The 14,168-nt window shown below is 31.8% G+C and carries 11 protein-coding genes; 2 read left to right on the top strand and 9 right to left on the bottom strand.

The genetic code is table 11. From position 1 onward, the window contains the following. The first annotated feature begins 286 nt into the window (after nt 1-286). Nucleotides 287-760: a hypothetical protein gene (locus J2Z44_RS15495; RefSeq protein WP_021281106.1), complete on the top strand. Its 474-nt coding sequence runs from the start codon at nt 287-289 to the stop codon at nt 758-760. 277 nt (nt 761-1,037) lie between these two features. Here J2Z44_RS15495 and J2Z44_RS15490 read toward each other — a convergent pair whose 3' ends face one another. From J2Z44_RS15490 to J2Z44_RS15480, 3 genes are all read right to left on the bottom strand, one after another. Then, complete coding sequence (locus J2Z44_RS15490) at nt 1,038-1,796, bottom strand: N-acetyltransferase (RefSeq protein WP_021281105.1); 759 nt, start codon at nt 1,794-1,796, stop codon at nt 1,038-1,040. A gap of 205 nt (nt 1,797-2,001) precedes the next feature. Beyond that, nucleotides 2,002-4,869 carry an excinuclease ABC subunit UvrA gene (gene uvrA / locus J2Z44_RS15485; RefSeq protein ID WP_021281104.1) on the bottom strand — a complete coding sequence of 956 codons (2,868 nt, stop codon included), beginning with the start codon at nt 4,867-4,869 and terminating at the stop codon, nt 2,002-2,004. Between the two features lie 178 nt (nt 4,870-5,047). After that, nucleotides 5,048-5,962: a nucleotidyltransferase domain-containing protein gene (locus J2Z44_RS15480; protein ID WP_021281103.1), complete on the bottom strand. Its 915-nt coding sequence runs from the start codon at nt 5,960-5,962 to the stop codon at nt 5,048-5,050. A gap of 120 nt (nt 5,963-6,082) precedes the next feature. On the opposite strand from J2Z44_RS15480, the gene J2Z44_RS15475 reads away from it, so the two are divergent. Further along, on the top strand, nt 6,083-6,976 hold the full coding sequence (locus J2Z44_RS15475) for a helix-turn-helix domain-containing protein (RefSeq protein WP_021281102.1): 894 nt from the start codon (nt 6,083-6,085) through the stop codon (nt 6,974-6,976). A 288-nt stretch (nt 6,977-7,264) separates the two neighbouring features. Here the strand turns inward: J2Z44_RS15475 and J2Z44_RS15470 are convergent, their stop codons facing one another. The 6 genes from J2Z44_RS15470 to J2Z44_RS15445 all read right to left on the bottom strand — a co-directional run bounded on the left by J2Z44_RS15470 (nt 7,265) and on the right by J2Z44_RS15445 (nt 13,803). Beyond that, nucleotides 7,265-8,134 (bottom strand): damage-control phosphatase ARMT1 family protein, encoded by an 870-nt coding sequence (locus J2Z44_RS15470; RefSeq protein WP_021281100.1) that lies wholly within the window; start codon nt 8,132-8,134, stop codon nt 7,265-7,267. A gap of 261 nt (nt 8,135-8,395) precedes the next feature. Further along, nucleotides 8,396-9,211: an NAD(+) diphosphatase gene (gene nudC / locus J2Z44_RS15465; protein WP_021281099.1), complete on the bottom strand. Its 816-nt coding sequence runs from the start codon at nt 9,209-9,211 to the stop codon at nt 8,396-8,398. A 60-nt stretch (nt 9,212-9,271) separates the two neighbouring features. Beyond that, the gene (locus J2Z44_RS15460; protein ID WP_035318817.1) at nt 9,272-10,540 is read right to left on the bottom strand and encodes a Glu/Leu/Phe/Val family dehydrogenase; all 1,269 of its coding nucleotides are present in this window, start codon (nt 10,538-10,540) and stop codon (nt 9,272-9,274) included. Nucleotides 10,541-11,333: 793 nt separating this feature from the next. Then, nucleotides 11,334-12,380 carry an ArsR/SmtB family transcription factor gene (locus J2Z44_RS15455; RefSeq protein WP_021281097.1) on the bottom strand — a complete coding sequence of 349 codons (1,047 nt, stop codon included), beginning with the start codon at nt 12,378-12,380 and terminating at the stop codon, nt 11,334-11,336. A 51-nt stretch (nt 12,381-12,431) separates the two neighbouring features. Then, nucleotides 12,432-13,199: a prolyl oligopeptidase family serine peptidase gene (locus J2Z44_RS15450; RefSeq protein ID WP_021281096.1), complete on the bottom strand. Its 768-nt coding sequence runs from the start codon at nt 13,197-13,199 to the stop codon at nt 12,432-12,434. Between the two features lie 16 nt (nt 13,200-13,215). After that, nucleotides 13,216-13,803: an HD domain-containing protein gene (locus J2Z44_RS15445; RefSeq protein ID WP_021281095.1), complete on the bottom strand. Its 588-nt coding sequence runs from the start codon at nt 13,801-13,803 to the stop codon at nt 13,216-13,218. Nucleotides 13,804-14,168 lie beyond the last annotated feature (365 nt).

The raw sequence follows: 14,168 nt of genomic DNA, 5'->3' as shown, positions 1-14,168 counted from the left end.
GCTTAAAATGAATAGGTGTTTACTATAATATCATTATTATATTATAGTATCATTTTCCTTATTTTGAGTCAATTTTTTTTTATGCTTTTAAAAACCCTGAACTTAAATGTTCAGGGTTTTATTATATAAATCTTTAAACTACAAATTATTTTCATCAAGAAATTTAATGAAGTTTTTTCTGTAAGACTTGTCCTTTACAACTTATTAATTTATTTAAATTAGTTCAAAATTCAACTTTTTATGGTATAATATGTATGCAAATTATTAACTTAAGGGGATGAGAAAAATGGGAAAAACAAGAAAGTGGGAAATCCAAGCTGAGGGTGTAACTCATATCATTGAGTACAAACAAGGCTTTGTAAGAAAAATTATTGTGGATGGAGTAACTCATAAAGTAAAATCATCAAATCCAATCATCAATGTAATTGATTATGAAATTCCTTTTGATGATACAGATTGCAAATTAGTTGTTCTTGGAAACAAGGCTGATTTAGCAGTTAATGGTACTTTCCTAGGAACTAAGAAACCTTACGAACCAATGAATGGTGTGCCTTCGTGGGTATGGATGTTTGTTGGTATAAGTATAATAGGTGGGTTTCTAGTTTCTGGTATTTTTAGCCTTCTTATTGGTGTACTTATGAGTTTATTTTATATCCAGTATGGCCTTGAGAAAAAGAAGAGTCATGTTGTTAGCTTTTTTAGAGCTTGTTGTGTTATTCAGGTGGCTACAGGTTTTGGAGTTGCTTCCTTACTTTTCTAGTTTCTCAGGAACTTCATATTGATACTAATAGAGATTGAAAAACTATAATTATAAATCAATTTCCATAACAAAATATTAATCTCGAAGTAATTTCATTAGTATTAGGAACTAGTATTTTATCAATCTTTCGGCCTCAGATCTATCCTATTATTACTGGACTTATTATCGTAGTGACTGATATTATAAATTTTATGGAGAAACAAAATACATTAACAGTTGAACTTTAAAAACCCTGAACTTAAATGTTCAGGGTTTTATTGTTATATAAATCTTTAAACTACAAATTATTTTCCTCAAGAAATTTAGTAAACTTCTTTTCAGTGAGAATTTCATTGGTTACAAAATTGCCATTAAAGAACAAACTGTAAGTTGTAAACGGTGATGGAGCATTTTGCGCTTGTTCTTTGCTTGTATACTTTTCCACCTTTAACTCTAATCCTCTGTTTTCTGATATTTCTTTTATTTTACTCACATATTTCTCTGTGTAGGGGCATTGATTAGTATAGTATAAAGTTAACTCTTTTTCTTCTATTTTACCTTCTTTAGCACAGTCCTTAAATTTAGGTATAACCTCACCCTCATTAAATGGAAAGTATAAAAGCTCATAATAAGGATTGGCAGTATCTGCCACTTTAAAGCCCTTATATTTTAAGTATTTCCCTTCACTTAGAAATGGCATTTTATTTTTTGATGATAATACAACTATGCCCTTTTTGCCTTTTTCTTTGCTATCTTTTATGCACTCATCTAATAGTAAATTTGAAATTCCTTTTCCTTTATATTGCCCAGATACCCAAAAGCAATTAATAACCATATAGCCTTCTGCTTCAAAAGGGTACCAAGCATTTTCCGCTGGTATATATTCGATAAAAACTTTGCCTCTTACATCTAGCTTCTTGAAAACTAACCCACTCTTTAACTGTTCTTTCATCCAAGCTTTCTTAGAAGCAACACAATTTTCCCCTTTTTTATCAGAGACTACGCAGCATATATGTTCCTTATCAATATTTTTTTCTGTTACACTTATAATCTCCATAATATCCTCCTGTAGCACTTTTTACACTAAATTAGATTTAGTTAATTAAATACCTATAATTGAAATATACTTACATTATAGTAGTAGCAAGCTATTTAGGTCTAGCAACTTTGAAAGCATATTTAAATTGCCTCCAAAGTTATTTGTCTAGACTGAGCAATCTCCACTTGTATAAGCTGGCAGACATGAAGCTTCCAAAATGTTGTTAAAGTACACTCTTTAGAAATTCCCCTGTATAAGAGCCCTTCACCTTTGACACTTGCTCTGGAGTTCCCTCCGCAACAACATATCCTCCACCACTACCTCCTTCAGGTCCCATGTCAATGATATAGTCCGCTGATTTTATCACGTCCAAATGATGCTCAATTACAAGCACTGTATGTCCCTGATCAACAAGTCTTCCTAAGCAATCTATTAGCTTTTGAATATCTGAAAGATGAAGTCCTGTAGTTGGCTCATCTAGTATATATAGGTTCTGAGACCCTCGCTTTATTTTTGAAAGCTCGTAAGCAAGCTTAACTCTTTGAGCTTCTCCACCAGAAAGTGTTGTTGAGCTTTGTCCAAGTCTCATATATCCAAGCCCAAGTTCATTTACAATTTCTAGTTTATGCTTTAAATATCTATTATCACTAAAGAAGCTAAGAGCCTCTTCAACTGTCATTTCTAGTACATCAGCAATGGTTTTTTCCTTATATTTAATTTCAAGACCTTCATCTGAAAAACGCATTCCCTTACACACAGGACAAATAGTTTCAATATCTGCCATGAACTGAAGATTTGTCACAATAATTCCATCTCCAGCACAATGCTCACATCTTGTTCCATTAGCATGGGTTAAACTAAAGTCTATCTCTTTATACCCCCTTGCAATAGCCTCAGGCTGCTGAGCAAAAATCTTACGTATCTTATCATAGAGACCTATATAAGTAGCTGGATTAGACTTACTGTTTCTACCAATAGGACTTTGATCAATATTTATTACATTGTTTAAAAGCTCAGCTCCAAAAACAAAATCATGGTCTCCAGAAACAATTCTTGCACCTGTTTTATTAACCTTAAGCTGCTTATATAGTATCTCGTTAATCAATGAACTCTTACCTGAGCCTGATACGCCGGTTACACAGATAAACACTCCCAGTGGTATATCAATATCCACATTTTTTAAGTTATTTTCTCTTGCACCTTGTATAGATAAAAAATCATCTCCAAGCATTCTTCTCCTCTTGGGTACAGCTATTTCAGCTTTACCAGATAGATATCTTCCTGTTACTGATTGAGGTTCACTAATTATATCTTCAAGAGTACCAGCTGCAACTATATTCCCCCCATGAACCCCAGGTCCGGGGCCAATTTCAATGATATGGTCTGCACTCTTTATTGTATCCACATCATGCTCTACAACAATGACAGTGTTTCCTATATCCCTAAGTTTCTTCATTGTATCTATAACCTTCATAGAATCTCGTGGATGAAGTCCGATGCTTGGCTCATCCATTACATATAGCATTCCCATAAGTTCACTGCTAATTTGTGTTGACATTTTAATTCTCTGCATCTCACCACCAGAAATACTATCACTCCTCCTTCCAAGATTTATATAATGAAGGCCAATGTCCACTAACAATTTTAATCTGGAATTTATTTCACGAACAATAGTGTTAGCTACTTCTCTAATATCTTCATGAAAGGTTAAAGTATTTAAAAAATCTAATAGCTCTGGCAACTGCATTCTACTTAGCTGATCTATATTTTTTCCACCAACGGTAATCTGAAGTCTTTGAGTTTTTAATCTAGCACCGTGACATTCAGGACATATCTTTTCTATCATACAATCTTTTATAAAGGTTGGTTCGAAGGTTTCTGTTGTAGAGGTTTTTCTTATGTAATATCTGTACCAGCTTTCTAACTCATGTACGAATCCCTTAAAAGGCCTTGCCTTACCAATTAACCAATTCTTTTTCTGAGAAAATGGGGGTTGCAGCATTTCTACAGCCTCTCCCTTTGTTCCATAAAACAATAGTTCATGAATGTGTTTTGGAAGGTCTCTAAAAGGAGTATCAAGACTAAAGTCATATTTCTGAGATAAGCTATACATTATTACAGTCTTGTAGCTATCCTTACCAGAGGGATTAAACACTGAATTTTTTAGAGCCCCCTTCATTATACTTTTTTCTGGTGCCACAATTAAAAATCGTGGCTCTACAACATAGGACATTCCTACCCCTAAGCAAGTATGGCAGGAACTTGCAGGAGAATTAAAAGAGAAATGAAAGGGTTGCATTTCACAAAGAAAATAATGATGCTCTTTGCATCCAAAGTTAGCATAAAAGTAAGGGTCTACTCCCCCAATAACCTCTACTTTTATCATAATATCTTCATCTAAAGAAACCATAGCTGCTTCAATAGATTTTGTAAGCTGAATATAGGTATCCTTCTTTAAAGTAAACTTGTCAATTATTAGTTCAATTTTATAATCCTTACTCTCATCTAGCTCTTCTTTTTCTGCTAAAGAAAAAGGCTTTCCATCAACCAGTAAATTCTTATATCCTTTTTCTCTTAATATATGAAAGGTATATTCATAGTCTTCTCCAAACATCTTATATACCGGTGCTCGTAATTCTACAACTGCTCCTTCAGGTAATGTGGTAATTCTTTCAGCAATTTGGGCTGCAGACAATTGTTTAAGCGGTTCTCCACATTCTGGGCACTTTCCAATTCCTGCAGTTGAAAATAAAAGTCTCATATAATCATTGATGTCTGTAACAGTGCCTACAGTTGATCTAGGGTTGTTGTTCCCTTTCTTCTGTTCAATAGCTATAACAGGAGATAAACCTCTAACATAATCTACATTAGCTTTTTTTAACTGGCTAATACGACTCTTAGCAAAGGTTGATATGGAGTCTAGAAACCTTCTCTGCCCTTCTCCGTAAATAACATCAAAGGCTAAGGAGGATTTTCCTGAACCAGATACACCAGTAATAACAGTAAGTTTATCCCTAGGAATCTCAACAGATATATTCTTCAGGTTATTTTGCTTAGCTCCTGAAATTTCAATATTTGTTCTAATAGACATATAATTCTCTCCCCTCTTAAAATAATGAATAAGCTGGTTTTGCTTAACAACATCAAATTCAAATTTGCACTTCTATCAATGAAATTTACTTAAGTTAATCACCTAGTACTTATAAGAAATCTCTGACTTGAAGTTTTAATACTGTTGTTGCCACTTAATCATAGTAATTAAAATCTACTTATGGAATATATAAAAAGCCTAGTTCTTCCACAGACATCTTACCTTTAGGGGTTATTCGAATTGTTTGTGATACCTTTTCAATAACGCCTTTCTCAGCTAGATATTCAAATATAGAAACAATAAAATGTCCCTCCATATGAAAGTGTTTAGAAATAAGCGTGCTAGTTTTTATTTGTTCATCCGCCATAAAATCAATTACTGGCTTTGTAATAATATCAAGACGATTTTCTAGGTACTCATCAAGAGCTTTTATAGTCCTTGAAACTTCTTCTTCACTAAAGTGATGAGACATTGGCTCTTGGTAGAAGGGTGTAATTACCTCTGGATTTAGCTTAAGCGCCTTCTGAATGGATTCACGGGAAATGGGTTCTCCATTTATACAAAGTTCTATCCTAGCTATAACTTCCGCTGCCTTTAACAGATAGTACTGCGCATAAAGGGGATCTTTCCTTGCATATAGCCATTTTTGGCACTTATCATATATACTCACAAGTTCACAAGCATTATAAAATACTGTTAAGGCAATGTCATCGCTTCCTATTTTTTTCATATCCTCAAAACATTCATATAAACTATCATCTGTGGTATAAATAATTTTGCCTTTGGCTAGGTATGATTGAGAAAAGGAACCTCCAATGCTTTTTCCCATCCATCTTACAAAACCGCTTCTTAGTACAAGATCAACATTAATAGTTATGCCGTCTTCCACAATGCAATAAGAGGTATTATTAAGAGTTTGATCCCGAAGAACCACTGTCATATCTATATCGCTATTTTCCCATACAACATCATAGGCTACACTGCCACATACAATAACCGCTATAACATTAGGATCCTTCTTAACTTTACTAACAAAGCTCTCTACAGCTGCATCATAACGCTCTTTTAAATCTTTCTGCAATAATTCTTCCATATTCTCAAATCCTTTCTTTCCATTAATAAAGGAGTAATTGTTCTCGTTCTTTTGCTTATGATATAATTATACTTGTATACTTTTATCAATACAGGACAAAAATTGCTGGGGTGTAGAAATATGGATAACTATTTATTAGAAATAATTAAAAACACAACTGAATATATAGAGCTAAATATTTTAGAACCTCTAAACCTTGATAACATATCAGAAAATGTAAATATATCAAAATTTCATTTACTTAGAATTTGGAAAGGTGCTACTTCCACAGGGTTGATGGAATATGTCAGAAGAAGAAGAATCGCATTATCTTTAAGTGATTTGTTGCATTATCAAAATAGTATCGAATTTATTTCTTCAAAGTACTCTTTTGGCTGCGAAAGGACCTATAACAGAGTTTTCAAAGAAGAGTTTAATACTACTCCCGCAAAATGGCGCAAGAACCCCTTTCCTTTGAAAATTTTAGATAAATTCAATGCCGATTTTATGAATTGTTGTGGAGATGGGCTTGTTTTTTTCCGTTCTATTGTAGTATCTCCTGGCTTTTCAATTGCAGGGCTTGAATATGAGGTTAGTGTTGAGGAAAACTTAAAGAATGAAATAGCTAATAAATACGGCTTGGATTTTTTCTATAATCATAGACTAAGGGTATTTAACCCCATAGAAAAAGATGTGTATATTGGTTTTACCTCAATACAAAATAAAATACTTACCCACACTCTCTACCAGCCATCTATTCAAATAAATGAAAATAGTATTGTACCAGATGACATGAAGGTTAAGAATGTAGTCCCACACAAATATGGTGTTTTTACTTATATGGGACTTCACCGTCCTGAAGAAATAAACTCAAATAAATTATCCCACATCTTTAATTATGTATTTAATACTTGGATGCCAACAATTGATTTTGATTTAAGAGAGAAATTTAGATTTGAGTATATAAATTATGCAAAATGTAATAAACAATACTGTGAATGTGATTTGTATTTTCCAATCTCTATTTTATCCTAGTAATAACCCTACTTCTCTCAACTTTGTTCTTTTATTGAATATTATAACTGCTACCACTATAGGCTATGGCGTTATAATTCCACCAATACAGCTGAAAAATTTATAGCCACTACTCTTACACTTTCCTTCGTAGTATTTATAAGTATATTACCAAATGCAATTTTCACTTAATTTATCACCAATATCTTCATTCAATGACACTTTCATGCTGTATAAAGATTAATTTCTAAATTAAAATAACCATGGATATGATTACCCATGGTTATTTTAATACAAAAATCTATAATACTACTTACAATTATAATTAGTAAGGACATAATCCATATGCTTGCAGCCGATGGAAGTTGCCACTGAAGAGCATTTAGCTCTAAGCAAATAGAATATATTTTTATCCCCAATATCACTCAAAGTTTCAAAATTTGCTTGCCCTTTACTTATAATAAGGTCTGCCTCATTAAATTCATTAATAAATTCACTTGAGCAATCCTTTAATATAGTTCCTTGAGCTGAATGTCCATTATCAATTACTTTTACTAAGTCCACAACCCCAGTACTTATTGCATCTTCCATAGTTGCATCATTACCTATAGGTCCACCTTTCACTACATATGTAACCTTATCCAAAGGAAGCTTTTTTAGTAAAAATTTATCAAATATAATCTCGCCTGAATTATCAGCAATATACATAATCTTTTTTGATTTTTTTATAGCTTCTCTAAGAGCATCTGTTCCTGTCCCAAAAATGTCATGATTAATGCTATCCTCAACGGATTTAAGTATATCTGATGGTTTGAGCTTTAATCCAACGGAAAAATCTATGATATTCCCAGCAATAGCTAGTCTACAAGCCATATCAAAAGAATCTTCCGCATTATTTAGCCACTTTTCTTCATTAATTCTATCATAAATTTCTTTAGCAATTTCATTGTACTGCTTTTTCAGTTTTTTATATGGATCATTTATACCAGTAATATTTTTCGCATGTTGGTGCATCCTAAAAGCTATTTCAGGTGCAGTTTCATTAAAGTCCATTTCGCCTAATTCTTTCAAGGACTTTTTTATTATTGCTTCCTGAACTGCTAGATTACTTGTAGCTTCTTCAGCTATTTCAACAGCTTGTCTAGCAAGACAGTGAATACATTCTCGTGATACTTTCATATGATTCTCTCCTTAAGAGTAATATTGCAGTACTTAATTCACTGCTATGTTCAAGATTATACCATATAAACTAATACCATTACTTTACTTTTTTAAGTCTTTCTATTTCATAAAGAAAAATGTGTGGGTGGTTTATATTAGATATTTTCATTTAACTAGAAATGAAAAACTCTTATCCTATTGATGAATAAGAGTTTTTCCTTGTATTATTATTTATAAAAAGCTACACCCTTGCCTAAACTTTTACTGTGTTTATTCAGTTTACAATTGTGACTTTTGTCTTAGTTCTAGCACATGGTCAATTATGATCTTTGCGAAGCTGAAGTTATAATCCGGTATATGGGGTAAATCATCTAATGAATACCAATCAGCTGCTTCTATTTCATAATTATCTATTTTTATTTCTCCAGAAGAATGCTCAGCAATGAAACCAAACATAAGTGAATTAGAAAAAGGCCATGGATGACTGCCAAAATATTTAATATTCTTTATTTCAATTCCAACCTCTTCCCTAACTTCTCTTCTAACTGCATTCTCAATATGCTCTCCTGCTTCAACAAAGCCAGCTATAAGACTAAATAGGTTAGGAGGAAAGTGTGGCGAACGTGCTAAAAGAATTTTATCCTCCTTTAAAACCGCAACTAATATACATGGATTTACAAAGGGATGCATTTCATGTCCACAATGTAAGCACTCTATATAAGGTTTCTTTACCTCTAATTTCACTTTTTCACCACAGCAGCTGCAGTATTTAGTTTTCTTTAACCAATTTATGCAGTGTAAACCCCTTAATGCAAGTAAAAATATATTTTCATTAACTTCTCCATTTAATTGTCCTATATCTTTTAGATAATACTCATCAATATTGTCATTGGAATTCAAACTTGCAGCATAATACTCAGCCTCTTCTTCAGTACCTACATATATGATTTCCGTATTACTAATTCCAAGCTTTTTAACTTCATTTAGGGATAGAAATTTAGGTTCTTCTTCATACTTTTTAAGAAGAATTTCTCTTTTGGAAAATACAAAGCAATATGAGTTATCATTGTAATCTTTAATGCTCTCATTATTCATTTTGTTTACTCCTATCCATTTTAAATTTAGAAGTCACATAACTACTTTATAACTATTTTATTAGTACCAACCTCTAAGCTTCATAGTTGTTGCTACTCGTTTTATTGAGTGCATATAAGCAGCATTTCTCATAGAAACCATATATTCTTCTTTTATCTTCCATATATCATTGAAGGCATTTATCATTGCTTTTTCTTCTTTCTCTTCAACTTCTTCTTCACTCCAATAATATCCATAAAGGTTTTGAACCCATTCAAAATAGGAAACGGTTACACCACCAGCATTGGCTAAAATATCTGGTATTACTAATATCTCCTTACCGTTTAGTATTTTGTCAGCATCTGGAGTAATCGGTCCATTGGCAGCTTCAGCTATTATTTTTGCCTTTATTGTATCTACATTATCTAAAGTAATTTGGTTTTCTCTTGCTGCAGGTACTAGAACATCCACAGCTAAAGCCCAGAACTCATCTGCACTTATTTCTTTAGAATTTGGAAAACCAAGTAGTGTATGATTCTTTTCATAATATGCAGCTAATTCCTTAGTAGCTAATCCATTTTCATTATAAATTCCATAGGTTCTCTTTTCTACTCTGTCATATTCTAGTATCGAAACTACTTTTGCTCCCATTTTTTCAATAATTGTAGCTGTATGACTTCCAACATTTCCAAATGCCTGAATAGCAACTGTAGCACTATTTATATTAATATTTAGCTTATTTAATGCTTCTCTTATTGTAACTGCTACCCCGAATCCTGTAGCCGCTGTTCTTCCTTTTGAACCTCCAAACTCTACAGGCTTTCCTGTTAATGTTCCAAGAGCACTATGACCTACAAGTTTATTATATTCATCAACCATCCAAGCCATTATTTGTCCATTTGTATTTACATCTGGAGCTGGAACATCAACCTTCTCACCAATTAACTTATATATTCCATCAATATATCCTCTGCTCAATCGTTCAAGTTCTCCTTTGGAAAGTGTTGAAGGATCAACTATAATTCCTCCCTTTCCACCTCCATAAGGTATTCCTGTAACACCACACTTAAAAGTCATCCAAAGTGATAAAGCTTTTACTTCATCTCTTGTAACATCCTTGTCAAACCTAATTCCACCCTTTGTTGGACCAACTGCATCATTATGCTGTGAACGAAACCCTTTAAAAACTTTAATACTTCCATCATCCATTTTCACTGGAATTGACACTTCAATTACCCTTAAAGGTTCACTTAAGATTTCGTAAACTGCAGGTTCAGAACCTAGTTTGTCACAAGCCTCCTTAAGCATTTTTTGAGCATTTTCAAATGGATTCAAATTTTCTTTCATAATACTGTTACCCCCTATAAGTCATCTTCAAAAAATAAATAAGTCAGTATCTTCGTCTATTTTGTGTTATACTGCGTCAACAGAACCCCAAGATAGCTCCACTATCTTTAGAACCTGTTTCCTTGTCGGCACAAGCTTGCTTGTGACCTCAAAATATCCTTCACATCTTTGACTTTTTATTTATTCTCAGATGCCTAATTTATTAAATTTTTTTATATAATTCTTGCTATGTAATATCCAAGTCCATCTTTAGCATAGAATTATTAAAATAGGTTGAAGTTGATTATGTCATATTTTACCACTGGTGATACTTTTATTATATAATATACTATGCAAGATATCAATCATAAATGACCTGTGATGAATGACAATTTTCAATTTGTTAACTTTTAAGACTATTCCATCTATTTTATTGCAAAGTAACTTGGTATCCTCCAACTCGAACTCTAATATTAATATTCATTTCTTGTTGTATTCTTCATATTCTTTAAATTTTGGCATAAAGTAGAAGGATAGCTTAAAATAGTCTATCCTTCACCTTTTTTCATATCTATAAATTTTCATGATTCTTTTATAAGTGTTTACATCAGTTTACTGACATTTTCAAAGGGTAACTTTTCCATCATCTTTGGGTAGAAGGTTTCTACTAAAACTTAATCTTTAGTGAGAGTTAAATCTCCTTCCAAAGTCGTTAAACAAAGTGAACTTGTTCATGATTTAAAGCTTTCTATTGATAAATGCATTGCTTCCAACACTGATAAGAAAGAATTGTAATTCTTTAGATTTTTCAAACCATTTATAACTCTAATTCTTTTTCTAGAAACTTTATGGTTTCTAATATTTTTTCCTTATTAAACTTGTAAAACACCTTATTGTCTTTTTTAGATATTTTCACTAAATTTAAGATGAGCAAATTGTTCATGTGATACGATACGCTTGCATTTGATATATTAAATTTATCTGCTATTTCTTGTCCATATCTTTCCTCCCCTAAAATATACTTCATAATCCCGAACCTGGTTTTTTCAGACAAATTTTTCAGTATTTTTAAGTATGTTTCCATATAATCATTTTGCTTCACCACTTCTTTATAATATGGACCTATCACAAGATAGCAATCTTCAGTATTGTTTCTTAAAGTAAAATAGATTAAATAACTGTCAAAATAAGAATTGGTTATATATATTCTTTTAAAGCCATTTAAACTGATAAAATTGTTCGTATATTCCTTGACAAAATCAATTCCATTAGAATTAATTCCATTAATCATTGTGTTGTTAACTTTGTTAATAACCGCTTTTTGTTTATTAAATAGTTTGTTGAATGTGGGAACATAATCTTTTATTAAGTTAATAAATTCACCTTTATATTTTTCAATACCATCTAAAAAGCAGTAAAGGTCCCATTTTGATGACTTACTAATATCTAATTTTTTGATAAAATCTAAAATATTCTCTTCACTACTAGCAATAACCTCAATATGCTTATCATCATTTTTCAATTTATTGTCTATTAATGTTTTCACCAACATTATTCTTAGAGAGTAGTTACTCATATTTTCAATCAAGTTAACATATCTATCTATAGATTTACATTCCCATATTTCTTCGAAAATTATAAAAAACCTAAAAATCTCAGATTCACTATTAAAAAAGAAATCCATTTGCTCTTTTTTACTATTTTGTAGCATTTTTATATAGTAATATTCCTCTTTTAACTCTTCCCTAAAATCTACTCCAAACATTTCTAGTTGATTTTCAAGAATATTTACATTCCATCCTAGAAAAAGACTAGTAAATATACTATAAATCTTACCAGCTTCGGGCTCAAAAATTATCTCCATCCTTTACCATCCTTATACTTATTATATTTGTGTCTACCAAAAGGAGAATTCTTAAAGATGTTCTTTAAGCCATGTAACTGCATCTTCCATCATTCCCATGGTTATCTTATGATTTATATTTGAAACCTCAATTAATTGAATATTGCTTGGCTTTTTTATATATAGTGGCCTAACTTCATTATAAAATAATCTTTGGGTTTCAATTGGCACTGAAGTATCCCCTACTCCATGCAATATTAAAATAGCTTTTTCTTTTATTTTATCCCTATTATTTAATGGATCATAACATCTTATAAGTTCCTTGTCCACCTCACTGGGTTCTGGCATATACTTTCTTTTAATAGCTTCCTGCCAAGCGAAGGTTCCATTAAGCCCAATAAGGCATTTCACATCTGGATTTTCAACAAGAATTCCGCCTGCAGTAATGGCACCCATGGAACTTCCCATAATCCCAAGTCTTGTAGCATCTGCTTCGTGGTGATTTACAATTGTATCTATAAACTGCCTAGACTCCCTAATACTTTGAAGTATTATTTTCCACAAATATTTTTCAATAGTTCCTGGATTATCATAATCTATGACATCCCTTTCGCCATGATGCAAAGCATCTGGAACAATAATCTGATATCCAAAAGTTGCAATTGTCATCGCATTAAATCTTATAAATTCTTTACTTGAATGCCACCCATGATAAAATATCACTGTTGGCAGCGCTCCTTCATATCCCTTCGGTCTAAATTTTAAAAATGGAATACCATTTGCTTCCTCTCTTGTAGTTGAAATAAAGTTATTTTCATATTGAAAAACTGACCATCCCATGTTTTTCTCCCCCTAATTATTCATAAATTAAATCAATTTTATTGTAGTTCATTAGCATTTTTAAAGCTCTATTTTTATTTTTTAGATAATCATCATAAACTAATTCCCTAGATATATGAAAAAATAAATTATTATATGTTGAGTCTATATATTCTATATACCTACTGCATGACTCTTTAATTGTTATATTCTCTAGGGCATACATCATGAAAGATCTAATTAACCCTAATTCACCAAAAGCATCCATTTTGTCAGCATCATAAAAGATTTTCTTCTCATGTGTATCTTGAAATCCTCTCTTATCATGGGAATAGATTATTCCACATACCTTATCACTAAACTCTTTAGAAATTCCTTCAATGCTTTCCAATATTTCTTTTGCATATAATGACCCTTTTGTTCCATGTTCTTTGCACTCTCTTTTTATGTCATGTAAAAGTGCAGCCGTCAATAATGCGGCTTTATCGCCCTCTTCATATTTTAATAATGTTACTATATTAAAATATACATTTTTTACATGAACAAAATCATGAAACTTTTTATCATTTTCCATTATATTTTTTGAAATTACCATAACTTTCTTTAAAAAATCATTTTCCTTCAATAGCTTCTCACCCCTAGCTAATAATAAGAATTTAACACATTTATACTTTCAATCCCCTCAATAATTGGTGTATAAATAAAGAATGTCTATTTAGATAATATTTGAAACTCAATTCAAAATTCCATCTAATCTAACTGTAAGTGATAAGTGTGCAATTGTCAATGTATTACTTTTTATCCATTTTTATTTGTAAGCTATTTCTTAATAAATCCAATAAACCATTTAGCATGTTTCCTTTTTCTAAAATCAATGTAATAGTATAATTCCAAATAAAATAAAAAAGGCGTGCCTCGGCACGCTCTCTCTTTTGCCTCCAGCTCTTAGGCGTAGCCTGCTATCAAAAAAATACTTGTCTCCTAGACGAT

This window comes from Clostridium punense (assembly GCF_017874425.1).
GTDB lineage: Bacteria > Bacillota > Clostridia > Clostridiales > Clostridiaceae > Clostridium_J > Clostridium_J punense.
The sequence above is the reverse complement of the archived record's forward strand: the minus strand, read 5'-3'. Positions and strand labels throughout refer to the sequence as shown.

What these genes read in the sequence shown, in the direction of transcription:
- J2Z44_RS15450 (WP_021281096.1), bottom strand. Translation starts at nt 13,199, where the DNA reads ATGGGATGGTCAGTTTTTCAATATGAAAATAACTTTATTTCAACTACA.
- J2Z44_RS15495 (WP_021281106.1), top strand. Translation starts at nt 287, where the DNA reads ATGGGAAAAACAAGAAAGTGGGAAATCCAAGCTGAGGGTGTAACTCAT.
- nudC (WP_021281099.1), bottom strand. Translation starts at nt 9,211, where the DNA reads ATGAATAATGAGAGCATTAAAGATTACAATGATAACTCATATTGCTTT.
- J2Z44_RS15470 (WP_021281100.1), bottom strand. Translation starts at nt 8,134, where the DNA reads ATGAAAGTATCACGAGAATGTATTCACTGTCTTGCTAGACAAGCTGTT.
- J2Z44_RS15480 (WP_021281103.1), bottom strand. Translation starts at nt 5,962, where the DNA reads ATGGAAGAATTATTGCAGAAAGATTTAAAAGAGCGTTATGATGCAGCT.
- J2Z44_RS15490 (WP_021281105.1), bottom strand. Translation starts at nt 1,796, where the DNA reads ATGGAGATTATAAGTGTAACAGAAAAAAATATTGATAAGGAACATATA.
- uvrA (WP_021281104.1), bottom strand. Translation starts at nt 4,869, where the DNA reads ATGTCTATTAGAACAAATATTGAAATTTCAGGAGCTAAGCAAAATAAC.
- J2Z44_RS15455 (WP_021281097.1), bottom strand. Translation starts at nt 12,380, where the DNA reads ATGGAGATAATTTTTGAGCCCGAAGCTGGTAAGATTTATAGTATATTT.
- J2Z44_RS15475 (WP_021281102.1), top strand. Translation starts at nt 6,083, where the DNA reads ATGGATAACTATTTATTAGAAATAATTAAAAACACAACTGAATATATA.